Source organism: Streptomyces sp. NBC_01508, from assembly GCF_045040315.1.
In the GTDB taxonomy this organism is placed as follows: Bacteria; Actinomycetota; Actinomycetes; order Streptomycetales; family Streptomycetaceae; genus Streptomyces.
This window is the reverse complement of record NZ_CP109419.1, coordinates 749,651-776,130: the sequence shown is the minus strand read 5'-3', so window position 1 is coordinate 776,130 and position 26,480 is coordinate 749,651. Positions and strand designations below refer to the sequence as shown.

At 69.8% G+C, this 26,480-nt stretch carries 26 protein-coding genes; 18 read left to right on the top strand and 8 right to left on the bottom strand.

Features of this window, described 5'->3' with window-relative positions:
• Both OG700_RS03570 and OG700_RS03565 read left to right on the top strand, forming a co-directional pair.
• On the top strand, positions 1 to 783 hold the full coding sequence (locus OG700_RS03570) for an ABC transporter ATP-binding protein (protein WP_405608731.1): 783 nt from the start codon (positions 1 to 3) through the stop codon (positions 781 to 783).
• The gene (locus tag OG700_RS03565) at positions 780 to 1,805 is read left to right on the top strand and encodes an ABC transporter substrate-binding protein (RefSeq protein ID WP_405608728.1); all 1,026 of its coding nucleotides are present in this window, start codon (positions 780 to 782) and stop codon (positions 1,803 to 1,805) included. The genes OG700_RS03570 and OG700_RS03565 overlap by 4 nt, the downstream gene beginning before the upstream one ends.
• A gap of 81 nt (positions 1,806 to 1,886) precedes the next feature.
• Here the strand turns inward: OG700_RS03565 and OG700_RS03560 are convergent, their stop codons facing one another.
• The gene (locus OG700_RS03560; protein ID WP_405608725.1) at positions 1,887 to 2,507 is read right to left on the bottom strand and encodes a transcriptional regulator; all 621 of its coding nucleotides are present in this window, start codon (positions 2,505 to 2,507) and stop codon (positions 1,887 to 1,889) included.
• Positions 2,504 to 3,613, bottom strand: a complete 1,110-nt coding sequence (locus OG700_RS03555) for a pyridoxal-phosphate dependent enzyme (RefSeq protein ID WP_405608722.1) — start codon at positions 3,611 to 3,613, stop codon at positions 2,504 to 2,506. The genes OG700_RS03560 and OG700_RS03555 overlap by 4 nt, the downstream gene beginning before the upstream one ends.
• A 315-nt stretch (positions 3,614 to 3,928) precedes the next feature.
• Between OG700_RS03555 and OG700_RS03550 the strand changes: the two genes are divergently transcribed.
• On the top strand, positions 3,929 to 4,678 hold the full coding sequence (locus OG700_RS03550) for a class I SAM-dependent methyltransferase (RefSeq protein WP_405608719.1): 750 nt from the start codon (positions 3,929 to 3,931) through the stop codon (positions 4,676 to 4,678).
• Positions 4,679 to 4,718: 40 nt separating this feature from the next.
• On the opposite strand, the gene OG700_RS03545 is transcribed toward OG700_RS03550, so the two are convergent.
• Positions 4,719 to 5,156, bottom strand: a complete 438-nt coding sequence (locus OG700_RS03545; protein ID WP_405608716.1) for a VOC family protein — start codon at positions 5,154 to 5,156, stop codon at positions 4,719 to 4,721.
• A gap of 130 nt (positions 5,157 to 5,286) precedes the next feature.
• Here OG700_RS03545 and OG700_RS03540 point away from each other — a divergent pair, with 130 nt between their 5' ends.
• From OG700_RS03540 to OG700_RS03525, 4 genes are read left to right on the top strand one after another with little or no spacing between them, the layout of a single operon-like run.
• On the top strand, positions 5,287 to 5,715 hold the full coding sequence (locus tag OG700_RS03540; protein ID WP_405608713.1) for a hypothetical protein: 429 nt from the start codon (positions 5,287 to 5,289) through the stop codon (positions 5,713 to 5,715).
• Positions 5,676 to 6,122: a hypothetical protein gene (locus tag OG700_RS03535; protein WP_405621404.1), complete on the top strand. Its 447-nt coding sequence runs from the start codon at positions 5,676 to 5,678 to the stop codon at positions 6,120 to 6,122. The genes OG700_RS03540 and OG700_RS03535 overlap by 40 nt, the downstream gene beginning before the upstream one ends.
• Positions 6,119 to 7,033 (top strand): metallophosphoesterase family protein, encoded by a 915-nt coding sequence (locus OG700_RS03530; RefSeq protein ID WP_405608710.1) that lies wholly within the window; start codon positions 6,119 to 6,121, stop codon positions 7,031 to 7,033. Before OG700_RS03535 ends, OG700_RS03530 begins: the two co-directional genes overlap by 4 nt.
• Positions 7,030 to 7,686, top strand: coding sequence for a 4'-phosphopantetheinyl transferase (locus OG700_RS03525; protein WP_405608707.1), 657 nt, complete (start codon positions 7,030 to 7,032; stop codon positions 7,684 to 7,686). Before OG700_RS03530 ends, OG700_RS03525 begins: the two co-directional genes overlap by 4 nt.
• A 70-nt stretch (positions 7,687 to 7,756) precedes the next feature.
• Here the strand turns inward: OG700_RS03525 and OG700_RS03520 are convergent, their stop codons facing one another.
• Positions 7,757 to 8,179, bottom strand: coding sequence for a DUF350 domain-containing protein (locus OG700_RS03520; RefSeq protein ID WP_405608704.1), 423 nt, complete (start codon positions 8,177 to 8,179; stop codon positions 7,757 to 7,759).
• 450 nt (positions 8,180 to 8,629) lie between these two features.
• Here OG700_RS03520 and OG700_RS03515 point away from each other — a divergent pair, with 450 nt between their 5' ends.
• The 3 genes from OG700_RS03515 to OG700_RS03505 all read left to right on the top strand — a co-directional run bounded on the left by OG700_RS03515 (position 8,630) and on the right by OG700_RS03505 (position 11,529).
• The gene (locus tag OG700_RS03515; RefSeq protein WP_405621402.1) at positions 8,630 to 10,756 is read left to right on the top strand and encodes a glycoside hydrolase family 3 N-terminal domain-containing protein; all 2,127 of its coding nucleotides are present in this window, start codon (positions 8,630 to 8,632) and stop codon (positions 10,754 to 10,756) included.
• A 69-nt stretch (positions 10,757 to 10,825) separates the two neighbouring features.
• On the top strand, positions 10,826 to 11,179 hold the full coding sequence (locus OG700_RS03510; RefSeq protein ID WP_405608701.1) for a GNAT family N-acetyltransferase: 354 nt from the start codon (positions 10,826 to 10,828) through the stop codon (positions 11,177 to 11,179).
• Between the two features lie 119 nt (positions 11,180 to 11,298).
• The gene (locus tag OG700_RS03505) at positions 11,299 to 11,529 is read left to right on the top strand and encodes a hypothetical protein (RefSeq protein ID WP_405608698.1); all 231 of its coding nucleotides are present in this window, start codon (positions 11,299 to 11,301) and stop codon (positions 11,527 to 11,529) included.
• 101 nt (positions 11,530 to 11,630) lie between these two features.
• Here OG700_RS03505 and gndA read toward each other — a convergent pair whose 3' ends face one another.
• Positions 11,631 to 13,070: an NADP-dependent phosphogluconate dehydrogenase gene (gndA, locus tag OG700_RS03500; protein WP_405608695.1), complete on the bottom strand. Its 1,440-nt coding sequence runs from the start codon at positions 13,068 to 13,070 to the stop codon at positions 11,631 to 11,633.
• A gap of 366 nt (positions 13,071 to 13,436) precedes the next feature.
• On the opposite strand from gndA, the gene OG700_RS03495 reads away from it, so the two are divergent.
• From OG700_RS03495 to OG700_RS03460, 8 genes are all read left to right on the top strand, one after another.
• The gene (locus OG700_RS03495) at positions 13,437 to 14,534 is read left to right on the top strand and encodes a DUF1996 domain-containing protein (RefSeq protein ID WP_405608692.1); all 1,098 of its coding nucleotides are present in this window, start codon (positions 13,437 to 13,439) and stop codon (positions 14,532 to 14,534) included.
• A 158-nt stretch (positions 14,535 to 14,692) separates the two neighbouring features.
• Complete coding sequence (locus tag OG700_RS03490; RefSeq protein WP_405608689.1) at positions 14,693 to 16,462, top strand: discoidin domain-containing protein; 1,770 nt, start codon at positions 14,693 to 14,695, stop codon at positions 16,460 to 16,462.
• Positions 16,463 to 16,975: 513 nt separating this feature from the next.
• Entirely contained in the window at positions 16,976 to 17,737 is a 762-nt protein-coding gene (locus OG700_RS03485) for a DeoR/GlpR family DNA-binding transcription regulator (protein WP_405608686.1), read from the top strand.
• Positions 17,738 to 17,889: 152 nt separating this feature from the next.
• Positions 17,890 to 19,248 (top strand): ABC transporter substrate-binding protein, encoded by a 1,359-nt coding sequence (locus OG700_RS03480; RefSeq protein WP_405608683.1) that lies wholly within the window; start codon positions 17,890 to 17,892, stop codon positions 19,246 to 19,248.
• Positions 19,245 to 20,225 carry a carbohydrate ABC transporter permease gene (locus OG700_RS03475; protein ID WP_405608680.1) on the top strand — a complete coding sequence of 327 codons (981 nt, stop codon included), beginning with the start codon at positions 19,245 to 19,247 and terminating at the stop codon, positions 20,223 to 20,225. The genes OG700_RS03480 and OG700_RS03475 overlap by 4 nt, the downstream gene beginning before the upstream one ends.
• Complete coding sequence (locus OG700_RS03470; protein WP_405608677.1) at positions 20,222 to 21,139, top strand: carbohydrate ABC transporter permease; 918 nt, start codon at positions 20,222 to 20,224, stop codon at positions 21,137 to 21,139. Before OG700_RS03475 ends, OG700_RS03470 begins: the two co-directional genes overlap by 4 nt.
• Positions 21,136 to 22,125 carry a zinc-dependent alcohol dehydrogenase family protein gene (locus OG700_RS03465; protein WP_405608674.1) on the top strand — a complete coding sequence of 330 codons (990 nt, stop codon included), beginning with the start codon at positions 21,136 to 21,138 and terminating at the stop codon, positions 22,123 to 22,125. The genes OG700_RS03470 and OG700_RS03465 overlap by 4 nt, the downstream gene beginning before the upstream one ends.
• Positions 22,122 to 23,081, top strand: coding sequence for a PfkB family carbohydrate kinase (locus tag OG700_RS03460; RefSeq protein ID WP_405608671.1), 960 nt, complete (start codon positions 22,122 to 22,124; stop codon positions 23,079 to 23,081). The genes OG700_RS03465 and OG700_RS03460 overlap by 4 nt, the downstream gene beginning before the upstream one ends.
• Before the next feature lie 76 nt (positions 23,082 to 23,157).
• On the opposite strand, the gene OG700_RS03455 is transcribed toward OG700_RS03460, so the two are convergent.
• The 3 genes from OG700_RS03455 to OG700_RS03445 all read right to left on the bottom strand — a co-directional run bounded on the left by OG700_RS03455 (position 23,158) and on the right by OG700_RS03445 (position 26,478).
• A complete protein-coding gene (locus tag OG700_RS03455; RefSeq protein WP_405608668.1) occupies positions 23,158 to 24,513 on the bottom strand; it encodes a GH1 family beta-glucosidase in 1,356 nt (451 codons plus the stop codon).
• Positions 24,514 to 24,590: 77 nt separating this feature from the next.
• Positions 24,591 to 25,469 carry a carbohydrate ABC transporter permease gene (locus OG700_RS03450; RefSeq protein ID WP_405608665.1) on the bottom strand — a complete coding sequence of 293 codons (879 nt, stop codon included), beginning with the start codon at positions 25,467 to 25,469 and terminating at the stop codon, positions 24,591 to 24,593.
• On the bottom strand, positions 25,459 to 26,478 hold the full coding sequence (locus tag OG700_RS03445) for a carbohydrate ABC transporter permease (protein ID WP_405608662.1): 1,020 nt from the start codon (positions 26,476 to 26,478) through the stop codon (positions 25,459 to 25,461). The genes OG700_RS03450 and OG700_RS03445 overlap by 11 nt, the downstream gene beginning before the upstream one ends.
• Positions 26,479 to 26,480 lie beyond the last annotated feature (2 nt).

Here is a 26,480-nt window from a genome sequence, read left to right as displayed (position 1 = left end):
ATGGAGCTCACCCTTGACGGCGTGACGTTCGCCGTCGACGGCACGACCCTGGTGCGGGACCTGTCCCTGCACGCCGGCACCGGCGAGGTGGTCGGACTCGTCGGCCCCAACGGCAGCGGGAAGTCCACCGCGCTGCGATGCGTCTACCGGGCGCTGACACCCACCGGCGGAACGGTGCTGGTCGACGGGCTCGACCTCACCGCGCTGAGCCTGCGCCGGAGCGCGCGGGCCGTCGCCGCCATGACCCAGGACAGCTCCGTCGATCTCGACTTCACCGTCGAGGAGGTCGTCACCCTGGGCCGGGCCCCGCACCTGCGCGGCAACCAGACCCTGAGCGAGCGGGAACGGGACCTGGTGACCGACACCATGGCCCGCCTCGACATCGGCCCGCTCGCCCACCGCGGGATCCTCACGCTCTCCGGCGGCGAACGCCAGCGCGTCCTGGTGGCCCGCGCCCTGGTCCAGGAGCCGAAGATCCTGGTGCTGGACGAGCCGACCAACCATCTCGACGTCCGGCACCAAATCCAACTCCTGTCCCTGCTGCGCGGATCGGGCCTGACCGTCCTGGTCGTCCTGCACGACCTCAACCTCGCGGCAGCCGCCTGCGACCGGCTCGGTGTCCTCGCCGAGGGACGTCTCGTCGCCGCCGGCACACCCGAGGAAGTCCTCACCGCCGAACTCCTGCGAGACGTGTTCGGCGTCCTGGCCGACGTCGTACGCCACCCGCACAGCGGCGACCCGCAACTGCTCTACACGCTCACACCGCTCACACCCCACTCATGAACAGAGAGACACCCATGTCCCCACGTCCTGCGGTACGCCGTTCCGTTCTCCTGGGTACGGCCCTGACCGTCACCGTCCTGCTCGGCGCCTGCGGCGCCGACATCGAGACCGGCACCGAGGCCGGGGCCGACGCCGAGATCACCGTACGGCGGTGCGGCGAAGCGGTCCCGTACACCGTCCCCAAGAGGGCCGTGGCCTACGAAGGAGGCAGCGCGGACAAGCTGTTCAGCCTCGGCCTGACCGACCACGTACTCGGCTACGTGATGCCCCCGGCCAACCCGCCGGTGAGCGAATCCCCTTGGGCCGCCGAGTACGCCAAGGTCAAGATGCTCGGCGACGACCTCCTCAACAAGGAACTCATCGTCTCCCACAAGTCCGATCTCGTCGTCGCCGGCTGGAACTCCGGCTTCAGCGACCAGCGCGGCATCACCCCCGAAATCCTCGACAGGCTCGGCGTCCAGAGCTTCATGCACACCGAGAGCTGCTACAACTACCCCGGTTTTCCCGAGAGGACCGCCCCGTTCGACGGGCTCTACACCGACCTCGAACGGCTCGGCGGGATCTTCCGTGTGGAGGACAGGGCGACCGAGGTCGTCGCCGGCCTGAAGAAACGGGTGAACGCGGTCAAGGCGAAGGCGCCCACGACCGACCCCCTGCCGGTATTCCTCTACGACTCCGGCACGGACCAGCCGTTCACGGCCGGGAGCCAGGTTCCGCCGAACGACATCATCAAGGCCGCCGGGGGCCGGAACATATTCGACGGACTCGACGAACGCTGGACACAGGTGAACTGGGAAGCCGTCACCCGGGCCGCACCCGAGGTGATCATCGTCCTCGACTACGGCGACCAGCCGGCGAAGGAGAAGATCGACTTCCTCAGGAAGTCGCCCCGCACCAGCGAACTGCCCGCCGTGCGGAAGAACCGGTTCTTCGTCCTCGACTACAACGAGGGCATCAGCGGACCGCGGAACATCGACGGGCTGGAGAAGTTCGCGGTCTACCTCGCCGCACTGGACCGCTGAGGCCCACCGGAGGCGTCGACCGCCGACGTCGACCGCTGACGCCGATCGGAGGTGCCGATCGGAGGTGCCGGGCCACGGGGGTCATTTCAGATAGTTGTAGACGGTGGCGCGGGACACGCCCATGATGTCGGTGAGCGTCCGGACCGCGTTCTTCACGTCCAGGAAGCCCTCGTCCCGCAGGAAGCGGACCATTTTCCTCCGCTCCGCGGAGTCCAGTCCGCGCGGCGTTCGGCCCCGTTCGGCGGCGTACTCCTCGGCCAGCGCGCGCAGTTCCCCGGCGGTGCGTGCCCGCAGGGTTTCGGTGACGGACCGCTCCTGTCCGTCGGTGCGGACCAGACTGTCCAGGCTGCGGGCGACGGTGGCGAACAGCGATACGTCGAGATTGAGGCAGATCGCGGCCACGTACTCACCCTCGCTGTTCCTGATCCCGATCGAAGTGCTCTTCGCCGGGCGGCCGTCGGGGAACGTGTTGGGGTAGTTCTGGATGACGTTGGGGTAGCCGGGGTCCTGGATACGGGCGATGCCCAGCTCGGTCGCCGGATCGCCGACGGAGCGGCCGGATTCGTTGTTCTCGATCGCGCGAATCGAGTGCTCCGGGTCCCGCAGGTCGTGCAGGACGACTTCGCACAGGCCCGGGAACATACGGCCGATGGCGGTCACGATGGTCTCGGCCTCGCGCAGCAGCAGCTCGTCCTCGTTCATGTGAAGAGCCTTCCCATCGTCGCGGCGGCTTTGAGGCCCGACCCGGTCAGAACGACAACAACCTTCTCACCGGGGCGAATTGCTCCCCGGGCGGCGAAGGCGTCGATCGCGGCGGCTGCCGAGGCGGAGGTCGGTTCCGCGTACAGTCCGATTCCCGCCAGCCGGCGGGTCGCCGCGACGATGTCCTGCTCCGGGATCGCGACCGTGTCACCGCCGGATCGCCGGATCGCCTCGACGACCTCCGGCAGCCGGACCGGCGACCTGATCGCGGTGCCTTCGGCGACGGTCGGCCCGAAGCCGGTCGCGGGCCTGCCCTGGAACGCCGCGTGGATCGGCGCGCACCGTTCGGGCTGGGCGACCAGCAACCGGGGAAGCCGCTCGATATGGCCGGCGGCGAGCAGTTCGCCGAAACCGAGGTCGCAGCCCAGGACGATGCTGCCCGCCCCGGCCACCGTGACGACGACGTCCGGCGCCGTGCGGCCCAAGTCCTCCCACAGCTCATAGGCCAGCGTCTTGGTGCCCTGGAGGAAGAGCGGATGCCAGTTGTGGCTGGCGTAGGTGGTGGTCCGGGCCTCGTGTATCGCCTGCTCGGCGGTGGCTGTCCGGTCGCCCGGCACCAAGGCCACCTCGGCACCGTACGCACGGGCCTGGAGCACCTTCGCCGGGGACGTCCCCTCGGGGGCCAGGATGCGCGCACGGATACCGGCGGCGGCGCAGTAGGCCGCGACCGAGGAGCCGCCGTTGCCGGAGCTGTCTTCGAGCACCGACTCCACCCCGGCCCCGGCGAGCGCCGACACCATCACACTGGTCCCGCGGTCCTTGAAGCTGCCGCTGGGATTGAACCATTCGAGCTTGAAGTGGACGTCCTGGTCGCCCCAACTCCCTTCGATCAGCGGGGTACAGCCCTCGCCGAGCGACACCGGCCGGGTGATGGCTCCGGGAAGCGCCGCGCGGTAGCGCCACAAGGAGCGGGTGGAATTCTCGATGCTCCCCGGCCCGATGCCGGGCCGTGGCCTGACCGTCAGGGGCGCGCCGTCGTCGCCCCGCCAGCGCAGCGCGTCGAGTGGATAGGTCCGCCCGGAGCGCGGATCGAGATAGACGTCCATGGTCACCTTCCCGTAGATGGATGAACAGTCTAACCATTGACTAAATGTCTACCTCACGGGTGGTCTCGCCGGGTGCTCGCGTCCGGTGCGGACCGCCGGCGAAGCGCGGGAACGAGGTGCGCCGGGTTTCACCGGGATACGGCCGCGGCGGGCCTCGGTGGGGGCTTCGACGGGCGTGTACAAGCGGTCGGGGGGACGGGTCCACCGGAGCGCGGCCGGTCCGTCCACCGCCCGCCACGACCGTCAACTCACCCCATCTGACCTGGCCTTCCATGCCGTCAGGCCGTACCGTCGACGCATCTGGAAGGGGATGTGATGGACCGGAACATACGTACTGTCGACGATGTGTTGAAGCTCCTGGACGACCTGTTCGCACCGGAGGCCGACCGGTGGACGACCGGGGCATCCGACTGGTGGGACGGCTTCTACGCCGACCGCTCGCGGGAGGTGCCGTTCTTCGTCGAGAAGCCCGACGAGAACCTGGTCTCGTATCTCGACCGGGGCCTGGTCGCTCCGCAGGGCCGGGCTCTCGACCTCGGGTGCGGGCCGGGCCGCAACGCCATTCGGCTGGCCGCCGCGGGCTTCCAGGTGGATGCCGTCGACCTCTCCGCGACGGCCGTCGCCTGGGCCGAGGAGCGCGCCCGCGCGGCCGGCGTCGAGGCCCGGTTCCGCTGCGGCGACGCCTTCGACCCCGATGGGCGGGGGTCGACTGACGGCCCGTACGACCTGATCCACGACTCGGGCTGCTTCCACCACTTGCCGCCCCACCGCCGTATCAGCTACCTCGCTCTGCTCGAACGCGCGCTCGCGCCCGGCGGGCATCTCTCCCTCACCTGCTTCGCGTCCGGCGCGATGGGGGCCGAACTCCCCGACTCCGACTTCTACCGCCGGTCCGGACCGCACGGCGGTCTCGCCTACACACCCGACGCCCTGCGCCGGATCTTCGCCGACCTGACGGAGATCGAACTGCGCCGCGTGAGCGACGAACCGCCCGAGTCCGCACGCTTCGGCGAACCCGTCCTGTGGACGGCCCTCTTCCGAAAGCCGACCGGGCGCCGGACATGAGCCATCGTCCGGCGCTCCGGGCGGAGTCGGAGGCCGGGCGTCAGACGACGCAGAACTCGTGCCCCTCCGGATCGGCCATCACCACGTGATCCGGTCTGCCCTTCAACTCGTGTTCGTGGAGCACCGTCGCACCCGCCGCCGTCAGCCGCTCGACCTCGGCGATCACCCGTGGCCACCGCGTCTCCCAAGGGGTCTGCCGGCCGCCGCCGACCCGGAGGTCCAGATGCAGGCGGTTCTTCACCACTTTCGACTCCGGGACCTTGAGGAAGGACAGCGTCGGCCCCACCCCGTCCGGATCCGCGAGATACGCGCCGTCGTCCCACTCCTCCTCCGGAACCCCGTAGTGGGCGAACCACGCCTCCCAGGTGGCGAATCCGGTGGGCGGGGGCGGTTCGGCATACCCCAGTGCGAGCGCCCAGAACTCCGCCAGTTTCGATGGGTTCGCGCAGTCGATCGTCAGACTCCACTTGGTGGACACAGTGCCTCCTCGGTCGTGTCCATGAACGGTACCGGGCACCACTGACAACGCCGGAATCCAGTACCGCCCGGCTCGCCCGGCGCTGTAGCGTCATGCCCCATGAAGTGATCTCTCCGACCACGACGTCCACGTGATCACCGCCGACGACCGCCCGGTCCTCCCGGCGGCCCTCACCGAGGGCCGGCGTTCGACCGCGCTGGATGTCATGTCGCTCTCCCTGTCGGCGTTCCGTACCCACGGCCCGCCCGGAGGCGCGCACGCCTGGGACCGTTACGCCTTCGTCCACAGCCAGGTGCTGCTCGACCGTCTCGACGGCACGATCACGCAACTGGTCGAGGAGAAGGCCGTTCTCGAAGGTCTTGAGGCGCACCGTCTGGTCCGCTCGGAACTCGACGTGCACATCAATTCCCTCTACCGGTCGGTCAAGGGCCACCACAACAACCGGCCCGCCGTCGCGCACCTGTTCGCGACCGTCGAACGCGCCGCCCGGCGGGCCGGCCACGGCTCGGTCCTCGACTCCTGGGGGACGGACACCGACCTCCCGCGCCCGCGAGTCTGACCGGACGCCGCCACCGAGGCCGGGCGAAGACGCTGGAGGACTACAAAATCCGTGCCCTGGACGCGGTGGATTCCGTCGCCGCCGCGATACGGCGCGCCTTCCCGCAACTCGGCGGACGCGACGCCGTCGACCTGAGCGCGGCCCTCACCTCCATGGTCGGCACGCTCCGGCAGATCGCCAACCCGTCGCGGACCATGGCACGTCTACACGCAGGACCCCCGGCTCGCCCACACCGCCGACGACTTCCTGCCGCGGCTCACGCGGCTGGTCGAGGCCTTCGTCCTCGGGCTGCCCACCCGGAGCGCGGACGTCGGGGAGGAGTAGGGGTTGATTGGAGCCGACACGTCGACAATCCTTGTCCGATGCGCTACTTGCGGGTCTGTCGAGTTCGGAGCGATTGCCGGTGACCTATGAGATACGTGGCGCCACGCCACCCACGCCCGGTGGCCCGCCCCCGGCGAAGCCCGGCCGGCTCGTCGCGACGAGCGACCTGCACATCCGGTACGCGGAGAACAAGAAGATCGCGCACTCCCTGTGGCCCGAGTCGGAGCACGACTGGCTCCTGGTGGCCGGAGACATCGGCGAGTTGGTGTCCGACATCGAGTGGACCCTGCGCACCCTGAGCGAGCGGTTCGCGAAGGTCATCTGGGTGCCGGGCAACCACGAGCTGTGGACGGCCCCCGACGACCCGGTCCAGCTCAGGGGTGAGGCGAAGTACCACCACCTCGTGGAGATCTGCCGGGGGCTCGGGGTCCTCACACCGGAGGATCCGTATCCCCTCTGGGAGGGCGAGGGCGGCCCCGCCGTCATCGCGCCGCTGTTCCTCCTCTACGACTACTCCTTCCGGCCCCCGGGCACGTACTCGAAGGATTCGGCCCTCGCCGTGGCCGAGACCGCCGGTGTCGTGTGCACCGACGAGTTCCTGCTCCACCCCGACCCGTATTCCAGCAGGGAGGCGTGGTGCCGCGCCCGCCTCGCCGCCACTGAGCGCCGGCTGGCGGAGATCCCGCCCGAGCTGCCCACCGTCCTGATCAACCACTGGCCACTGGTGCGCGAACCCACGGACGTGCTGTGGCGGCCGGAGTTCGCGCTGTGGTGCGGCACGGAGGGCTCGGCCGACTGGCCGCACAGATTCCGGGCCGCCTCGGTCGTGTACGGGCATCTGCACATACCCCGGCTCATGTGGTGCGGTGGGGTGCCTCATCAGGAGGTTTCCCTGGGCTACCCGAGGGAATGGGGACGGCGCTCGCAGGAACCGGGCCGCCCCGTACAGATCCTGCCGCTGCCGGTCCATGAGGAAACGGGGCAGAAGCGGTGATCGAGCGCATCGTGCCCGCCACGGCGGAGGCGGTTGAGGCGTACGGAGACCTGCCCGAGGCCACGCTCTTCCCCGAGGAGGCACTGCGGGTGAAGTCCGCCGTGGCCAAGCGCCGGGGCGAGTTCACCACCGCCCGGCACTGCGCGCGGCAGGCCCTGACGCGGCTGGGCGCGCCGGCGGGGGCGATCCTCACCGGCGAGCGCGGCGCGCCGCTGTGGCCCGAGGGGGTGGTCGGCAGCATCACGCACTGCGACGGCTACCGCGCGGCCGTCGTCGCCCGCCCCGCGCGGACCACCTCGATCGGCATCGACGCGGAGCCCGCGCTGCCGTTGCCCTCCGGCGTCCTGGAGTCCGTGGCCCTGCCCGAGGAGCAGATCGCCGTCAAGGAGCTCCTGAGGTCCGAGCCGGACGTCCCGTGGGACCGGCTGCTGTTCAGTGCCAAGGAGTCCGTCTACAAGGCGTGGTTTCCGCTGATGAGGAGCTTCCTGGAGTTCGAGGCGGCCCGGCTCGTCTTCGACCCGGCGGGAGGCACGTTCACCGCGCACCTCCTCGCCGGGCCGGCGCGGGCCGGGAGCCGTACCTTGCACACGTTCGACGGACGCTGGCTGTCGGCGGACGGCATCCTGCTGACGTCCGTCACGGTCCCGGCCTGATCGTCGTCCCCACTCGCCGGACGGGCCGCGACCAGGCAGTCCGTCCGGCGCCTCAGGAGGCTCAGGACACTCAGGCGATCGACGCCGACACGATCGCCGCCACCGCGATGTTGCACGACGCCGTCACCCACACCGCCGGGTGCGGCTCCGCCTCGACCAGCGTCGCGCCCAGCTTGCCCGGCGTCACCAGATCCACCACCAGGAACGCCACCGCCATCATCACGAGGCCGAGCACCCCGAACGCGGCCGTCGACGCCAGGCCCTTGCCGAAGTCGTCGTACGTCGTCCAGATGGACGTGAAGACGATGCCGCCGATACCCAGGAGCGCCGAGCTGAGCAGGAGCGCGGCGTTGCGGTTCCGGTCCTCCCAGATCTGCTTGCCGAGCTTCCCCGGTGTCAGCATGTCGACGAGGACGATACCGAGGATCAGAAGGACCACACCGAGCGCGCCGTAGGCGCCCGCTCGGCCAAGTCCGTTGACTATGTCGTTCATTGGGAAGCTCGTCTCCGCTGCTGAAGATGATCGTGGCAAAGGCGTCGCAAAATGTATCGCACGGTGTACGAGCTGCGCGGGGCAGCCGGAAACCGCAGCCGAACCGCGTCCCGACCGTGGCCGGAAGCTCGTGTTCCCTGCCCGGATTATCGATCAACACGCCTAAGCTCCTGGTTTGTCCGGCTGTATCGAGCGCACAGAACAGGCCCAGACATGCACCACATGAGGCGGCGCACCCTGCTGGCTACGATCGGTGCGACCGCCGTCGCGGCAGGCGCGCCGGCACGCGCGTCCGCCGCCGGCGGCTCCGCGCCCGCCACCGAAAGGACCCCAGTCGTGCAAGCCGCCACCCCGGCCGGCCAGCCGGACACCGCACTGGACACCGCACCGCTCGCCCCGTCGGCCAGGAGCGATCCGTACGACCACCCCGTCGCCGAGCTGCTCGCCCGGATGACCGACGACGAGAAGCTCGGCCAGCTTCAGCAGCTCGCCTGGGCGGGCGCCACCGGCCCCGGCGGCACCCAGACCCGACAGGCCGAAGAGGCCGCCCGCGCGGGCCTGTTGGGTTCCGTACTGAACATCCACGGCGCCGCGCAGAGCAACGCCGTCCAGCGCATCGCCGTCGAGGAGTCCCGGCTCGGCATTCCGCTGATCTTCGGCCTCGACATCATCCACGGCTTCTGGACGACCTTCCCCATCCCTCTCGCGCAGGCGGCGAGCTTCGACCCCGCCGTGTCCGAGCTGGACGCCTCGGTCTCGGCGGCCGAGGCCCGGTCCAACGGCGTGCACTGGACGTTCGCGCCGATGATGGACGTCACCAGCGAGCCGCGCTGGGGCCGTATCGCCGAGTCCGGCGGTGAAGACCCCTATCTGAACAGTGTGTTGGCGGCAGCCAAGGTGCGCGGCTACCAGGGCGAGGACCTGAAGGCGAAGGACCGGATCGCCGCCTGCGCCAAGCACTACGTCGCGTACGGCGGTGCCGAGGGCGGCCGGGACTACAACACCGTCGACGTGTCCGAGGCGCGGCTGCGCAATCACTACCTGCCGCCGTTCAAGGTCGCCGTGGACGCTCAAGTGGCCACGGTCATGGCCGCGTTCAACACCATCAGCGGTGTCCCCGCACACGGCAACGAGCACACCCTCAGCCGGATCCTCAAGCAGGACTGGGGATTCGACGGCTTCGTCGTCAGCGACTGGTCCGGCGTCCAGGAGCTGATCCCGCACGGGTTCGCCGCCGACGGCGAGGACGCGGCCCGGCTCGCGCTCAACGCCGGTGTCGACATGGAGATGGTCAGCACCCATGTCGTGGACCACGGACGGAAGTTGCTGCGGGAGGGACGGATCGACGCCGCGCGGCTGGACGACGCCGTCACCCGCGTGCTGCGGGTCAAGTTCCGTCTCGGACTCTTCGACGACCCGTACGTACCGGAGAGGGCCGAGATCACCGGGCCGACCGCCGCCGCCCGGTCGGCCGCGCGTACGGCCGCCGGGCGCTCCATGGTGCTGCTCAGGAACGAGTCAGGCGCGCTGCCGCTCGCGAAATCGGTCAACTCCCTCGCCGTCGTCGGGCCGTTCGCCGACTCCGACGACCTCCAGGGCACCTGGGCGGGTCCCGGCGCGGAGACGTTCCGGTCGGTCACGGTGCTCGACGCCGTACGGGCCGCGGTCCCCGACGCCACCGTCACCCACGCGCTCGGCATCGACGCCGCCGGCCAGGACACCGGCACGCTCCCGGCCGCCGTCGCGGCGGCGCGGGCCGCCGACGTCACCGTCGTCGTCGTGGGGGAGAGCCCGAGCATCAGCGGCGAGGCGAACTCGCGCAGCGACATCGGACTGCCGGGCCGCCAGGAGGAGTTGATCGCGGCGGTCGCGGCGACGGGCAAGCCGTACGTCGTCGTCCTCGTGAACGGCCGCCCGCTCACCCTCGGCGACTGGGCCGACCACGCCCCGGCCGTACTGGAGGCGTGGCACCCCGGCATGGAGGCCGGGAACGCGGTCGCCGACGTGCTGTTCGGCGATGCCGGCCCGGGTGGCCGGCTCCCCGTGTCCTTCCCCCGTACGGTCGGCCAGATCCCCGTCCACTACAACCATGAGCGGACCGGCCGCCCCTACGACCCCACCGATCCGGACCAGCGCTACGTCTCCCGGTACCTGGATGTGCCGGACGGCCCGCGCTACCCGTTCGGCCACGGTCTGAGTTACACGACCTTCACCATTTCCGAGCCCTCGCTCAGCCGGAGTTCCATCGCCGCCGACGCCCTGCGCGCGGGCGACACGGTGGAGGCCGCCGTCACCGTACGCAACACCGGCGAGCGCGACGGGGACGAGGTCGTGCAGCTCTATCTCCACGACCCCGTCGCGAGCATCGTCCAGCCGGTGCGGCGCCTGCGCGGGTTCCGCCGGGTGACGGTCGCGGCCGGGAAGTCCACCACCGTGCGCTTCAGTCTCGGCGCGGAGGACTTCGGCTTCTGGACGAACGATCCGGACGGCCGGTTCGTGGTGGAGCAGGGCGCGGTCGACATCATCGTCGGCGCCGACTCGTCGGCCACGGCGAAGCACACGCTGAAGATCGTCTGAGGATCCGACACCACAACCACAACCACAACCACGACCACGACCATCACCACGACCGGGGAGACATCCGCCATGGCAGAGACCGACATCCGCGACAACCGGGCGCAGGGCCGGCTGGAGGCGTACGAGGGGGACGAGCTCGTCGGCGTCGTCGGCTACTTCGTGCTGGCCGGTGCCCCCGCCGCGCTCGTGGCCGTGCACACGGTCGTGGAGCGGGGCCACGAGGGCAAGGGCATCGCGGGCGCGCTGGTGAAGGAGTTCTACGCGACGGCGGCCCGCGAGGGCGTGCCCGTCGTACCACTGTGCCCGTACGCCGCCAGGTGGGCGCAGCGCCACCCGGACGAGGTCGCCGTGGCCCCTGTCGCGTCCGAGGAGACGGTGCGCGCGGCTGAGGCCCGGCTCAAGGCGGATTCCGGGCGCTGGTGAGGCCGGCGGGACCGGCGGGGCCGGGTGCGCGGGGCCGATCATGAGTGGACCCGGCGCGCGTGGGCACGCGCACCGGGAGACATTGGGAACGCACGAGTCCGTACTTTTGGAGGACTGGCATGACCCACCCGTATCCCGACCCCGTACCGCCCTCGCCCACCCCGACGCCGGGCCCGCCGGGACCCGAGCCGGGACCGCTGCCCGGTCCGGGACCCGGCCCGGCGCCCGTTCCCGCGCCGCCGCCCGCGCCGTCACCGGACCCGATCCCCAGCCCGCCGGGCCCCGACCCGGTCCCGGACCCGGAGCCCGCGCCGGGGCCGCTGGGGCAGGACGGCGGGTCCGGCCGGTAGATGGTGTCCTCAAGCGCCGGACGGACTGCGCATACAGCCCGTCCGGCGCTTGAGAACCGGGCGCGGCCCGCGAGCCGCGCAACCCGGTCCACGGCCCTCGCTCAGCCGGCGACCTCGGAGCGGTCCCCGCCCCACAGGGTGTGGAACGACCCCTCGCGGTCCGTACGCCGGTACGTGTGCGCACCGAAGAAGTCCCGCTGGCCCTGCGTGAGCGCGGCCGGCAGCCGCTCCGCGCGCAGCGCGTCGTAGTACGAGAGCGCCGCCGCGAAGCCCGGCGTCGGCACAGCCTGCCGTACCGCCGTCGCGATGACCTCGCGCCAGTCGTCCTGCGCCGCGCCGATCTCCTCGGCGAACTGCTTGTCGGCCAGCAGGCTCGGCAGATCGCGCTGCGCGTCGTACGCGCTGCGGATCCGGTCCAGGAACGCCGCCCGGATGATGCAGCCCGCCCGCCAGATCGCGGCGACCGACCCGAGGTCGATGTCCCAGCCGTACTCCTCGCTGCCCGCCTGGATCTGGTGGAAGCCCTGGGTGTACGACACGATCTTCGACGCGTACAGCGCCTGCTCGACCTGGTCCGCGAAGCGCGCCGCCTCGTCCTCGCCCAGCGCGGTCGCCGTCGGGCCCGGCAGGGACCGCGAGACGTCCCGCAGCGCGGCGTGCCCGGAGAGCGAGCGCGCGAAGACCGCCTCGGCGATGCCGGAGACCGGCACCCCGAGGTCGAGCGCGATCTGCACCGTCCAGCGCCCGGTGCCCTTCTGTTCGGCCTGGTCCACGACGACGTCGACGAAGGGCTTCCCGGTCGCGGCGTCCCGGTGGGCCAGCACCTCGGCCGTGATCTCGATCAGATACGAGTCGAGCCGCCCGGTGTTCCAGGTCCGGAACGTCTCGGCGATCTTCTCGGGGGAGTAGCCGGCGACCGTGCGCAGCAGGTGGTACGCCTCGGCGATCAGCTGCATGTCGGCGTACTCGATGCCGTTGTGCACCATCTTCACGAAGTGTCCGGCGCCGTCGGGGCCGATGTGGGCCACCGTCGGGGTGCCGTCCGGCGCCTTCGCGGCGATGCGCTCCAGCAGCGGGCCGAGCGACGCGTACGAGTGCGTGGAGCCGCCCGGCATGATGCTCGGTCCGTGCAGCGCGCCCTCCTCGCCGCCCGAGATGCCCACGCCGACGAAGTGGATGCCGCGCTCGCGCAGTTCCTTCTCGCGGCGGCGGGTGTCGGCGAAGTGCGCGTTGCCCCCGTCGATGATGACGTCGCCCTCTTCGAGCAGCGGAGCGAACTCCTGGATCACGGCGTCGGTCGCGTCGCCCGCCTTCACCATGATGACGAGACGGCGCGGGCGCTCCAGCGCCGCCACGAACTCCTCCGCCGAGTCGGCGGGCACGAAGACGCCCTCCTCGCCGAACTCCCCGACCAGGGCGTGGGTCTTCGACGCGGTGCGGTTGTGCAGGGCGACGGTGAAGCCGTTGCGGGCGAAGTTCCGGGCGAGATTGCGGCCCATCACCGCGAGCCCGGTGACGCCGATCTGGGCAGTACCACTCATGCGTGTGCTCCTGGGTCTCCGTCGGATGTACCTCGTCCGGCGGCCGGGGTACGTACCGGCGGACGGGGCGGTTCATCGATCTTCAAGCCGCCCGCATTCTTTCGCATTCCGGGTCGGACGCGTCGTGTCCGTTCATCTCTTGGGCAGAAGGGGCGCCGTCGCGGACCGTAGTTCACCAACTCTTGACACTGTCTCAGCGGCGGCGTAACACTGGGCTGGCTTTGGAGAGCGCTCTCCCGTAGTGATCCCGGGGTTCCAGACGGTCCCGGGTCCAGAAGTCGCTGTCCGCGGTGCACCGTCCAGTACCACTCTCTCCCCCCACCGCATACGGCCCGTATGCGGACGAAGAGCGGCATGGAGGTCCGCATGGCCGAAAGACTCCGCAAAACCACCCTGATGTCGGCGTTGCTCGTGTTCACCGCCCTGGCCCTGGTGGCCATGGGGCTGACCGCGATCACGGACACCGCCACCGCCGGCCCGAAGAACGACCGCGCCACCACGGCCGCGTCCCACGCGGGGCACAAGATGGCTCCGGCCGTCCCCGTCCCGTCGGGGGACGATCCCGACGGCGACGGCTACATACCGGCGAACCCGCCGGTCACCGGCGTCGAGCCGTCGGCCGAGATCCCGCCGCACCGCTACTTCCACGAGTTCCAGGCGAACTGCGACGTCACCCACACCAGGCCGGACGACCCGATCGTCTTCCCGGGGCAGTCGGGCGCGTCGCACGACCACACCTTCATGGGCAACCGGACCACCGACGCCAACAGCACCACGGCCTCGCTGGACGCGGGCACCACCGCGTGCAAGGCGCCGGGCGACCGGTCCGCGTACTGGATGCCGACCCTGCTCAACGGGGACGAGCCGGTACGGCCCATCGGTCCGCAGACCATCTACTACAAGGCGGGAGTCACCGACTACCGCACCGTGCGGACGTTCCCGAAGGGGCTGCGGTTCGTCGTCGGCAGCCCGACCCAGACGGCCGAGCAGTTCCGGAACCATCCGGGCTGGGTGGAGGGCTGGGAGTGCGGTGAGTCGTACAACAACACCGAGTTCCCGGCCAGTTGCCCGACCACCCGGGACACCCAGCTCAACCTCCGCTTCCAGGCGCCCAGTTGCTGGGACGGAAAGTATCTGGACACCCCGGACCACAAGAGACATATGGCCTATCCGCTCGTCCAGGGCGCCAACCAGGACGTCTGTCCGACATCGCACCCGGTGGCGCTGCCGATGGTCGAGTTCAAGATGGCATGGCCGGTCAACGGAGACATGTCCAAGGTGAGACTCGCCAGTGGGACAGGGCACTCGTTCCACTACGACTTCTTCAACGCCTGGGACGACGCCACGCTGCGCGCCATGGTCAACCACTGTGTCGTCGGCGGACTCCAGTGCGACGCACGCGGCTACGACCAGAACAACCCCGGGGCCGGTGCGGCCCTGAACGAGGACTACGAACTGCCGTAACCGGGACCGCTCTCCCGATCGGGACGTGACCCGCCGATGGGAGAGCGCTCTCCCATGAGCGGTCGTCCGATGTGCGGTCGTCCGATGCGCGGCCCTCCCATGCCGCCCCCGCTTCCGCTTCTCATATCCCCCGCCCGCACTCTCCCCACAGGTGACTCATGAGCGATTCACGACTCCTTCCGAGATCCGCGCCCGGCCGGCTGCGCACCCTGGCATCGGTCGCCGCCACCACGCTCCTCGCCGCCTTCGCCGTGACCCTCCCGACCGCCGGCCCCGCGCAAGCGGCCGGCGGTGTCGTCAAGGTCACCGGATCGCAGGGCGCCTGGCAGTTGACCGTCGACGGAGCGCCGTACCAGGTCAAGGGCCTGACCTGGGGTCCGTCCGTCGCCGACGCCGACAGATACATGCCCGACGTCGCCTCCATGGGCGTCAACACCATCCGGACCTGGGGCACCGACGGCACCACCAAGCCCCTCCTCGACTCGGCCGCCGCCAACGGCGTCAAGGTCATCGCCGGATTCTGGCTCCAGCCCGGCGGCGGCCCCGGAAGCGGCGGCTGCGTCAACTACCTCACCGACACGCAGTACAAGAACGACATGCTCGCCGAGTTCCCGAAGTGGGTGGAGACCTACAAGGACCACGCGGGCGTCCTGATGTGGAACGTCGGGAACGAGTCCGTACTCGGTCTCCAGAACTGCTACAGCGGCGACGCGCTGGAGCAGCAGCGCAACGCGTACACGACCTTCGTCAACGACATCGCCAAGAAGATCCACGCCGTCGACCCGAACCACCCGGTGACCTCGACCGACGCGTGGACCGGAGCCTGGCCCTACTACCAGCGCAACGCGCCCGACCTCGACCTGTACGCGGTCAACTCCTACGCCGACGTGTGCAACATCGAGGAGACCTGGAACGCCGGCGGTTACACCAAGCCCTACATCGTCACCGAGGGCGGTCCCGCCGGCGAGTGGGAGGTGGACGACGACGCCAACGGTGTGGCCTCGGAGCCCACCGACCTGGCCAAGGCCCAGGGCTACAAGGACGCGTGGAACTGCGTCACCGGCCACCGGGGTGTCGCGCTCGGCGCGACGCTCTTCCACTACGGCACCGAGTACGACTTCGGCGGCGTCTGGTTCAACCTGCTGCCCGCGGGCCAGAAGCGCCTCTCGTACTACGCGGTGAAGGAGGCGTACGGCAGGAGCACCGCCGGCGACAACAAGCCGCCGGTGATCACGAACATGGCCGTGGACGGCGCCACGTCCGTACCGGCCGGACGCCCGTTCAAGGTCACCTCGGACGTGGCCGACCCGGACGGTGACGCCCTGGGCTACGAGGTCCTGGTCAACAGCAAGTACATCGACGACGGCGGGCAGTTGACCCCGGCCCGGTTCACCGCCGGGGGCACCGGCGACTTCACCGTGACCGCGCCGGACAAGCTCGGCGTGTGGAAGGTGTACATCAAGGCGACCGACGGCAAGGGCAATGTGGGGATCGAGACCAAGTCCTTCAAGGTCGTGCCGCCGCCCGTCGACGGCAGCAACGTGGCCAAGGGGAAGCCCGCCACGGCGTCGTCCTTCCAGCCCGACAGCGTCGGCTGCCCCTGCCCGGCGGCCGGCGCCGTCGACGGCGACTTCGGCAGCCGGTGGGCCAGCGACTGGGCCGACCCGCAGTGGATCCAGGTCGACCTGGGCGCGCGGACCGCGTTCAAGCACGTGCAACTCGCCTGGGAGGCCGCGTACGCCAAGAGCTACACCGTCCAGACGTCCGACAACGGACAGGACTGGAGCACGGTGAAGACCGTCACCGGCGGTGACGGCGGCATCGACGACATCGCGGTCACCGGCGAGGCGCGGTATGTACGGGTGAACGCGACCGAGCGCGGCACCGCGTGGGGCTACTCGCTCTACGAGTTCGGCGTCTACAGCTGACCCGGACTGACCCGGACTGATCCTGACCGGCCCGGACTGGTTCCGACTGGTTTCGACGGCTCTCGTCCTCGGTCGCCGGACGGCCGCACACGCGGCCCGTCCGGCGACCGAGGACATCCGCCTGTCCGCGCCCGTTTCCGTTCCTCCCGCCGCCCGTGTGCCGGCGGCGATTCGTCCGTGGTTCCGTACGTGGTCCGTACATGTTTCATGCCCGTTTCGCTGACCGTTTTGAGGGGTCGGGCGGGACGCAGCTCACGTTTAGCGGGCCGATTCGCGGAAGGCCGACCACCGCTTCGGGCGCCGTTCGGGCAGCGATCTGCTTCAATCGGGCACCGAACCGGGCGCCGGAGGGGGGTGCCCCCCGTACCACCAGGGCAGACGCCGAAGGTGAAACGGGCATGAACGGGCAGAGTCAAAGCTGCGAAGAGCCTGGTCGAGCCGGGGCTCTTGCTTGTACAAACGACCCATGAGCCCGAACGGGTGCTGAGTCGCAGCAGAGCAGGGAAGTGTGTCGTGGACACGGATGAACGCCGACGAGAAATCCTTGAGATCGCCCGACGTGACGGGTCGGTGGAAGTCACCTCGCTGGCCACGAAGTTGACCGTCGCCAAGGAGACCGTCCGGCGTGACCTGCACGCCCTGGAGGAGCACGGCCTGGTACGGCGCACCCACGGCGGCGCCTACCCCGTCGAGAGCGCGGGCTACGAGACGACCCTCGCGGTGCGCACCACCCGCCTCGTACCGCAGAAGTCACGGATCGCGGCAGCCGCCGCCGATCTCATCGGTGACGCCGAGACGGTCTTCATCGACGAGGGCTTCACTCCCCAGCTCGTCGCCGAAGCCCTGCCCAGGGACCGTCCGTTGACCGTCGTCACCGCGTCCCTGGCGGTCGCCAACGGACTGGCCGACGCCGAGAGGATCGCGGTCCTGCTGCTCGGCGGGCGGGTGCGCGGCGGCACCCTGGCGACCGTCGACCACTGGGCGACCCGGATGCTCGCGGACTTCGTCATCGACCTGGCGTACGTCGGCGCGAACGGCATCTCGCGCGAGTACGGGCTGACCACCCCCGACCCGGCCGTCAGCGAGGTGAAGGCCCAGGCCATGCGTAGCGCGCGCCGCAAGGTGTTCGCCGGTATCCACACCAAGTTCGGCGCCGTCAGCTTCTGCCGGTTCGCCGATGTCGGTGACTTCGAGACGATCGTCACCGACGTCGGACTCCCATCGGCGGAGGCGCAGCGCTACTCGCTGCTCGGCCCCCAGGTCATCCGCGTCTGACGTGTCCCACCGCTCTCGGACCCCCGCCGCACCGGCCAGGGGTTGGGACCCGTACGCCCCCACGACGGCCCCCGACGCCCATGGCACCCCCGATCTTTCCACCCCTCACAGTCACCAGCAGTTACCGCAACCGAACGATCAGGAGAAATCTCATGCCCCTCCAGCAGCGACGACGTGGAATTGGCGTACGTGTGGGCGCGGGAGCGGCCCTGACGGCACTCCTCGCGGGGTGCAGCGGCGCGGGCGGCACCGCCTCCGACGGCGGTGACACGCTCAACGTGCTGATGGTCAACAACCCGCAGATGGTCGAACTCCAGAAGCTGACCGCCGCGAACTTCACCAAGGACACCGGCATCAAGGTCAACTTCACGGTGCTGCCGGAGAACGACGTACGCGACAAGATCAGCCAGGACTTCTCCAACCAGGCCGGCCAGTACGACGTCGCCACCATCAGCAACTTCGAGGTGCCCTTCTTCGCGAAGAACGGCTGGCTGCACACGCTCGACGAGTACGCGCAGAAGGACAAGGCGTTCGACCAGGGCGACATCCTCAAGCCACTCCAGGAGTCGCTGACGGCCGAGGACGGCAAGCTCTACGGCCAGCCGTTCTACGGCGAGTCGTCCTTCCTGATGTACCGCAAGGACGTGTTCGCCGAGAAGAACCTCACGATGCCGGCCAACCCCACCTGGCAGCAGGTCGCCGGCCTCGCCGCCAAGACGGACGGCGCCGAGAAGGGCATGAAGGGCATCTGTCTGCGCGGTCTGCCGGGCTGGGGCGAGGTCATCGCCCCGCTGACGACCGTCGTCAACACCATGGGCGGCACCTGGTTCACCAAGGACTGGGAGCCACAGCTGACCTCGCCCGAGTTCAAGAAGGCGACCAAGTTCTACGTCGACCTCGTGCGCGAGCACGGCGAGGCGGGCGCGCCGCAGGCCGGCTACGCCGAGTGCCTCAACAACATGACGCAGGGCAAGACCTCCATGTGGTACGACGCCACGGCGGGCGCGGGCTCGCTGGAGGCGAAGGACTCCCCGGTCAAGGGCAAGATCGGCTACGTGCCGGCGCCCGTCGACAAGACGGACAGCTCCGGCTGGCTCTACACCTGGGCCTGGGGCATGCAGAAGGCTTCCAACAACACCGACAACGCCTGGAAGTTCATCTCCTGGGCGTCCGGCAAGGAGTACGAGAAGCTCGTCGGCGAGAAGATCGGCTGGGCCAACGTCCCGGCGGGCAAGCGTGCTTCGACCTATCTGAACGAGGACTACCGCAAGGAGGCGGGCGCGTTCGCCGACGTCACCGCGGAGGCGATCTCCAGCGCCAACCCGCGTGACCCGGGCACCCAGCCCCGCCCGACCGTCGGTATCCAGTTCGTCGGCATTCCCGAGTTCACCGACCTCGGTACGAAGGTCTCGCAGGAGATCAGCGAGGCCATCGCCGGGCGCCAGTCCGTCGACGAGGCCCTGGAGGCTTCCCAGAAGCTGGCCGAGAAGGTAGCCGAGGAGTACCGGTGAGCACTTCCGTCACCCCGGCGCCGGCCCCGCCGGACCCGGCCCCACCGGCCAAGTCCCGCCCCCCGGCGGGACCCCGTTCCGGACGGGCCCGCGCCTGGGCCACCCGCGCCCCCCTCCTGCCCGCCCTGATCTTCCTCATCGCCGTCACCCAACTGCCTTTCGTGGCGACGCTGTTCATCTCGCTCTTCGACTGGAACTCGCTCAACCCGGACGCCCGCGGCTTCTCCGGACTGTCCAACTACGGCTCCGTGTTCACCGACGCGGACCTGCGTGACTCGGTGTTCACGACGATGCTGCTCACCGCGAGCGTCGTGATCGCCAGCGTGGTGCTCGGACTGCTGCTCGCGCTGCTGCTCGACCGCGAGTTCATGGGCCGGGGCTTCGTCCGTACGCTGCTCATCACGCCCTTCCTGCTGGTGCCCGTCTCGGCGGCGCTGCTGTGGAAGCACGTCCTCTACAACCCCGAGTACGGCCTGCTGAACGGCGGTTGGGCCTGGTTCACCGGACTGTTCGGCGTCGAGAACCCGTCGCAGCCCGACTGGATCTCGGACATGCCGCTGCTCGCCGTCGAGGCGTCGCTCGTGTGGCAGTGGACGCCGTTCATGATGCTCATCCTGCTGGCCGGACTCCAGAGCAGGCCGCTGGACATGATGGAGGCGGCACGCCTGGACGGCGCGAACGCCTGGCAGATGTTCGCCTTCCTGACCCTGCCTCATCTGCGCCGCTACCTCGAACTCGGCGTCCTGCTCGGCTCGATCTACATCGTGCAGAACTTCGACGCCGTGTTCACCATCACCGCGGGCGGACTCGGCACGGCCAACCTGCCCTACACCATCTACCAGACCTTCTACCAGGCTCACGAGTACGGACTGGCCTCCGCGGCAGGCGTGGTCGTCGTGATCGGCACCATCGTGATCGCGACCTTCGCCCTGCGCGTCGTCTCGTCCCTCTTCAGTGAGGAGGCGAAGCGCGCATGAGCACACTCTCCGCACCGAAGACCGCGGCCGCCCCCGGCAAGGCGTCCACCCGCGTACGGCAGCAGGACACGTACGGCCCCGAGGCCCGGCGCGCCAAGCGGCGTTCCACCGCGCTGGGGCTGCTGGCCTGGGTGATCGGGATCGTCTTCTGCTTCCCCGCGCTGTGGATGCTCCTCACGTCCCTGCACTCGGAGACGGACGCGGCGACCAACCCGCCGTCCCTCACCGCGCCGCTGACCTTCGACAACTACAGCGCGTTCTTCGGCGCCGAGGGCGGGGCGAGCCCCTGGCCGCCGCTGATCAACTCGGTGACGGCGTCCGTGTTCTCGACCCTGTTCGTCCTGGTGCTGGCGCTGCCGGCGGCGTACGCGCTGTCCATCAAGCCCGTCCGCAAATGGACGGACGTGATGTTCTTCTTCCTCTCCACGAAGATGCTGCCGGTCGTCGCCGGACTGCTGCCGGTCTATCTCTTCGCCAAGAACGTGGGGATGCTGGACAACATCTGGCTGCTCGTCATCCTCTACACCTCGATGAATCTGCCGATCGCGGTCTGGATGATGCAGTCCTTCCTCGCGGACGTGCCGGTCTCCATCATCGAGGCCGCACAGGTGGACGGCGCCCGGCTGCCCACTGTCCTGATCCGGGTCGTGGCGCCCGTCGCCGCCCCCGGTATCGCGGCCACCGCGCTGATCTGTTTCATCTTCAGCTGGAACGAACTGCTCTTCGCCCGGGTCCTGACCGGCGTGACAGCGCAGACAGCGCCCGTCTTCCTGACCGGATTCGTCACCAGCCAGGGCCTCTTCCTCGCCCAGCTGTGCGCCGCTTCCGTCGTCGTGTCCCTGCCGGTGCTCGCCGCCGGCTTCGCCGCCCAGGACAAACTGGTCCAGGGCCTTTCTCTTGGAGCCGTCAAATGAGGGCAGCGATCGTCGAAGGTGTCGGCAAGGTGTCCGTCACCACGGTCCCCGACCCGACCCCGGGCCCGCGCGATGTCGTCGTGTCCGTCTCCGCCTGCGGTATCTGCGGTACCGATCTGCACATCCTCCAGGGCGAGTTCGCACCGACGCTGCCGATCGTGCCGGGCCACGAGTTCGCCGGCGAGATCGTGGGCGTCGGTGCCGAGGTCACGGAGCTGGTGGTGGGTGACAAGGTCGCCGTCGACCCGTCGCTGTACTGCCACGAGTGCCGTTACTGCCGGGCCGGTCGCGGCAACCTCTGCGACCGGTGGAACGCGATCGGGGTCAGTGTTCCCGGCGGCGCCGCCGAGTTCGCCGTCGCGCCGGTGGCCAACTGCGTCAAACTGCCCGACCACGTGGACGTACGGGACGCGGCGCTCATCGAGCCACTGTCCTGCGCCGTACGCGGCTACGACGTGCTGAGCAGCACGCTCGGCGCCGATGTGCTGATCTACGGCTCGGGCACCATGGGCCTGATGATGCTGGAGCTGGCCAAGCGCACCGGCGCCGCGGGCGTCGACATCCTGGACATCAACCCCGAGCGCCTGGCCACCGCGTCCAAGCTCGGCTGTTCCCGCGCGGGCGCCTCGGCCGAGGAGTTCGAGCGGCCCGGCGGCTGGGACGTCGTCATCGACGCGACCGGCAACGCGGGCGCGATCCAGGACGGCCTCGGCCGGGTCGCCAAGGGCGGGACGTTCCTTCAGTTCGGCGTCTCCGACTACGCGACGACGGCGGTCATCGAGCCGTACAAGATCTACAACCAGGAGATCACCATCACCGGCTCGATGGCGGTGCTGCACAGCTACGAGCGGGCCGCCGCGCTGTTCGCCACCGGGGTCCTCGACCCCGCCGTGTTCATCAGCGACCGGCTGCCGCTGGAGCAGTACCCGCAGGCCATCGAGCGGTTCAAGGCGGGCCAGGGCCGCAAGATCGTGGTGCAGCCGTGACCGATACGCCCGGCCCGGCACCGGACCCCGTACCGGGTCCCGGCGCCGTCCTGGTGATGGGTGAGGCGCTGATCGACCTGGTGCCGGCGGCCGGCGGAGCTCAGGCACACCTGGCCCAGCCCGGCGGCGCCCCCGCGAACGTGGCCACCGGACTGGCCCGGCTGTCCACGCCGAGCTGGTTCGCCGGCGCCCTCGGGAGCGACGGGTTCGCCCGGTCGATCGAACGGCGGCTTCGCTCGGCGGGAGTCGAGCTTGGCCTCTGCGCCCGGCCGGACCTCCCCACGGCGCTGGCCGTCGCGGACCCCGGCCCCGAGGGCACCGGCTACCACTTCCACCTCCAGCGGACGGCGACCTTCCAACTGCCGCACCGCACGGACGTGGAGCGCTTCGCCGCCGTGTACGTGGGCGGCCTCGCCGCCGTCGTCGAACCCGCGGCCTCGGCCGTGGCGGCGACGGCACGCGCGGCGGCGGCCGGGAGGCCGCTGCTGGTGGTGGATCCGAACGTGCGCGAGGACCGCACGCTCGACACGCACAGCGGGCGGCGCCAGCTGCGCGAACTGTGCGAGCTGGGCCAGGTGGTCAAGGCCAGCGACGAGGACCTGGCGCGCCTGTGGCCGGACTCGACGCCCGACGAGACATGCCGCCGGCTCGCCGCCGGTGGCCGGCTGGTCGTGCTGACCAGGGGATCGCGGGGGAGTACGGCCTACTCGGAGGACTCCGCCGAGCCGGTGTCCGTGCCCGCCGTTCCGGTCGAGGTGGTCAACACCATCGGCGCGGGCGACGCGTTCATGGCGGCCGTGCTCACCTGGCTGGTCACGCGCGGCGTCCACACCGGCCACCTGCCGGAGTTCACCCCGACGCCGCTGCGGGACATGCTGGACTTCGCCTCGCGGGTGGCGGCCTCCGTGGTCGCACAGGCGGGCACGGAGCCGTCGCTCCCGGCGGCGCGTCTCTGACGTAACGTCAGTTCAACCGGGTAACTCCCGTCCCCGACAGCGGTGGTGACCGCTGCCGGGGACATGTGTTCACGACTCAGGCCGCCTTGTGGCTGCGGGCCGCCGACTCGCGGATGATCTCGGCATAGCGGTGTCCGCTCGACTTGATCGTCCGCCGCTGCGACGCGTAGTCGACATGGACGAGGCCGAACCGCTTGTCGTAGCCGTAGGCCCACTCGAAGTTGTCCAGCAGCGACCACGCGAAGTACCCGGCCAGCGGCACCCCCTTGCGTACGGCACGGGCGCAGGCCGCCAGATGCTCCTCCAGATAGCGGGTGCGCTCCGGGTCGTCGACCGTGCCGTCGTCCCGCAGGACGTCCGGGTAGGCCGAGCCGTTCTCGGTGACGTAGACGCGCTGTGCGCCGTACTGGCCGGCCAGCCGCAGCAGCAGCTCCTCCAGGCCGTCCGCGTGCACCTCCCAGTCCATGCCCGTGTGACGTACGCCGGGCAGATAGACCTGCTTGGCGTACGGCGCCGGCCCGGCCGGGTCGTCGGTGACGACCTGGCGGAAGTAGTAGTTGAGCCCCAGCCAGTCCAGTGGCGCGGCGATGGTCCGAAGGTCGCCGGGGCGCTCGGGCAGCTCCACCCCGTACACGTCGAGCATGTCCTGCGGGTAGCCGCGCCCGTGGACGGGGTCCAGCCACCAGCGGTTGATGTGGCCGTCGGCCCGCACCGCCGCCGCCCGGTCCGCCTCGCGGTCGGTGGCCGCCTCGATCGGGCTGAGGTTGTTGACGATGCCGACGCGGGCGTCGGAGGAGGCCGCGCGGATGGCCTGGACGGCGAGCCCGTGGCCGAGGTGCAGATGGTACGAGGCGCGCACGGCGGCTTCGATGTCGGTGAGCCCCGGCGCCATCCGGCCCTCCAGATGGCCGATCCACGCGGAGCACAGCGGCTCGTTGAGGGTCGCCCAGTCCGTCACCCGGTCGCCCAGGCGCTCGGCGACGACGGAGGCGTAGGAGGCGAAGTGTTCGGCCGTCTCGCGGGCCGGCCAGCCGCCGCGGTCCTGGAGCGTCTGCGGGAGGTCCCAGTGGTAGAGCGTGGCGAACGGGGTGATGCCCGCCTCCAGCAGGCTGTCCACCAGCCGGTCGTAGAAGCCGATCCCGGCCTCGTTCACCGGCCCGTCGCCGCCGGGCACGACACGCGGCCAGGCGACCGAGAAGCGGTACGAGCCGACCCCGAGCCGCTTCATCAGGCCGATGTCCTCGGGCACCCGGTGGTAGTGGTCGCAGGCGATGTCCCCGGTGTCGCCGTTGTCGACCTTGCCGGGGGTGTGGGAGAAGGTGTCCCAGATCGAGGGCGAGCGGCCGTCCTCGGCGACGGCGCCCTCGATCTGGTAGGCGGCGGTGGCGACGCCCCAGAGGAAATCGTGGGGAAGGGTGTTGAGGTCGTTCACTGACTGCCTTTCTGCAGAGGCCACTTGAGGAATGGGTTGACGGTGAACCACTTGGCGGGGGGTGACGTGACGACGCGTCACTTCACCGCTCCCGCCGTCAGTCCGGCGACGAGATAGCGCTGGAGGAGCAGGAATCCGGCGACGACCGGCACGCTGACGACGAGCGAGGCCGCCATGATCTGGTTCCAGTACACGTCGTTCTGGGTGGCGTAGCCCTGGAGACCGACGGCGAGCGTGCGGGTCTCGTCGTTCGTCATCACGGACGCGAAGAGCACTTCCCCCCACGCCGTCATGAACGCGTAGACCGACACGGCCACGATGCCGGGGATCGCGGCCGGCACGACCACCCGGAACAGGGCGCCGAACGGGCCGCAGCCGTCCACCATCGCCGCCTCGTCCAGATCCCTCGGGATGGAGTCGAAGTACCCGATCAGCATCCAGATGGAGAAGGGGAGCGAGAAGGTCAGATAGGTGAGGATGAGCCCGCCCCGCGACCCGTACAGGGCGACGCCCGTGCTGTTGCCGATATTGACGAAGATCAGGAACAGCGGGAGCAGGAACAGGATGCCCGGGAACATCTGCGTCGAGAGCACCGTGACGGTGAAGACGCGCTTGCCCTTGAACCGGTAGCGGCTCACGGCGTACGCGGAGAACACCGCGATCGTCACCGAAAGCACCGTCGCCGCGCCCGCCACCATCAGCGAGTTCATGAAGTAGTGCGCGAGCGGGACGGTGTCCCAGATGTCGAAGTACGGGCGGATGGTGATCTCGGACGGGATCCACTGGAACTTGCCCGTCACATCCTCAAGCGGCTTCAAGGAGCTGCTGACCATCACACAGACGGGCAGCAGCGCGAAGGCGGCGAGGAACGCCAGGATGATCCGGCGGGTCCACAGGAAGGACGCCGGGGGAGCCAGCGGAGATCCGGCCTTGCAGGCCAGGGCCTTATGCGGCATCGGAACCCTTCCCTCCGCGCGAGGTGGCCACCAGGTGGACCGCTGTCACCAGCAGCAGGAAGAGCAGCAGCAGGACGGACATCGCGGAGCCCGTACCGAAGTTCCAGGTGACGAAGGACGACTGGTAGATATGGATCGAGATCAGGTCGGCCGCCTCGGGCGCCGAGTCGCCGAACAGGACGTACGGCGTGTTGAAGTCGTTGAACGTCCACAGGAACAGCACCAGCACCAGCACCTGGTTGACCGGCCGCAGCGACGGCAGGGTGATCCTGCGGATCTGCTGCCAGATGCCCGCGCCGTCGATGGACGCCGCCTCGTACAGCTCGCGCGGGATGTTCTGGAGCCCCGCCATCAGCATGAGGAAGGCGAACGGCCAGGACTTCCAGACGGCGACGACGACCAGCGCGATGAAGCTGTTGTCACCGATGAGCCAGAACGACGGCTCGTCGGTGAGGCCGAGTTGGTCGTGCAGGACATGGTTGATGATGCCGTTGTCGCGCTGGAACATGAACGCCCAGGTGATGACGGCGGCGTACACCGGCAGCGCGTACGGCGTGAGGAAGATGGCCCGCAGCAGGCCCCGGCCGCGGAAGTTCTCCTGGAGCATGATCGCGGCGGCCATGCCGAACAGCCAGGACAGACCGACCGTGATGACGGTGAAGACACAGGTGACGTAGAAGGAGTGGAGCAGCGCCTCGCCGAGCGGGGCGTCGAAGTCCACGGCGATCTTGTAGTTGTCGAACGCCCGCCACGGCGCCTTGTCCCAGTTGTTGATGTAGAACTGCGTCAGTTCGCGGAAGCTCATGACGATCCCGATCACCATCGGGACGATGTGCACGAGCAGTTCGAGCAGGACGGCCGGGAGCAGCAGAAGGTAGGGCAGCCCGCCATGGCGGATCCGGTCGGGGACGCGCGGCAGACGCCGCCGCCGCGCACCCCCGTCGCCCTGGTCCGCACCGCTGCCCGACGTGTGTACGGGGGGAGTCGGGGGAGTCACGGTGGACGTCATGG

Coding starts and splice junctions, on each gene's coding strand:
- OG700_RS03570 (WP_405608731.1), top strand. CDS start 1: ATGGAGCTCACCCTTGACGGCGTGACGTTCGCCGTCGACGGCACGACC.
- OG700_RS03565 (WP_405608728.1), top strand. CDS start 780: ATGAACAGAGAGACACCCATGTCCCCACGTCCTGCGGTACGCCGTTCC.
- OG700_RS03560 (WP_405608725.1), bottom strand. CDS start 2,507: ATGAACGAGGACGAGCTGCTGCTGCGCGAGGCCGAGACCATCGTGACC.
- OG700_RS03555 (WP_405608722.1), bottom strand. CDS start 3,613: ATGGACGTCTATCTCGATCCGCGCTCCGGGCGGACCTATCCACTCGAC.
- OG700_RS03550 (WP_405608719.1), top strand. CDS start 3,929: ATGGACCGGAACATACGTACTGTCGACGATGTGTTGAAGCTCCTGGAC.
- OG700_RS03520 (WP_405608704.1), bottom strand. CDS start 8,179: ATGAACGACATAGTCAACGGACTTGGCCGAGCGGGCGCCTACGGCGCG.
- OG700_RS03515 (WP_405621402.1), top strand. CDS start 8,630: ATGACCGACGACGAGAAGCTCGGCCAGCTTCAGCAGCTCGCCTGGGCG.
- OG700_RS03510 (WP_405608701.1), top strand. CDS start 10,826: ATGGCAGAGACCGACATCCGCGACAACCGGGCGCAGGGCCGGCTGGAG.
- OG700_RS03505 (WP_405608698.1), top strand. CDS start 11,299: ATGACCCACCCGTATCCCGACCCCGTACCGCCCTCGCCCACCCCGACG.
- gndA (WP_405608695.1), bottom strand. CDS start 13,070: ATGAGTGGTACTGCCCAGATCGGCGTCACCGGGCTCGCGGTGATGGGC.
- OG700_RS03495 (WP_405608692.1), top strand. CDS start 13,437: ATGGCCGAAAGACTCCGCAAAACCACCCTGATGTCGGCGTTGCTCGTG.
- OG700_RS03490 (WP_405608689.1), top strand. CDS start 14,693: ATGAGCGATTCACGACTCCTTCCGAGATCCGCGCCCGGCCGGCTGCGC.
- OG700_RS03480 (WP_405608683.1), top strand. CDS start 17,890: ATGCCCCTCCAGCAGCGACGACGTGGAATTGGCGTACGTGTGGGCGCG.
- OG700_RS03470 (WP_405608677.1), top strand. CDS start 20,222: ATGAGCACACTCTCCGCACCGAAGACCGCGGCCGCCCCCGGCAAGGCG.
- OG700_RS03465 (WP_405608674.1), top strand. CDS start 21,136: ATGAGGGCAGCGATCGTCGAAGGTGTCGGCAAGGTGTCCGTCACCACG.
- OG700_RS03450 (WP_405608665.1), bottom strand. CDS start 25,469: ATGCCGCATAAGGCCCTGGCCTGCAAGGCCGGATCTCCGCTGGCTCCC.
- OG700_RS03445 (WP_405608662.1), bottom strand. CDS start 26,478: ATGACGTCCACCGTGACTCCCCCGACTCCCCCCGTACACACGTCGGGC.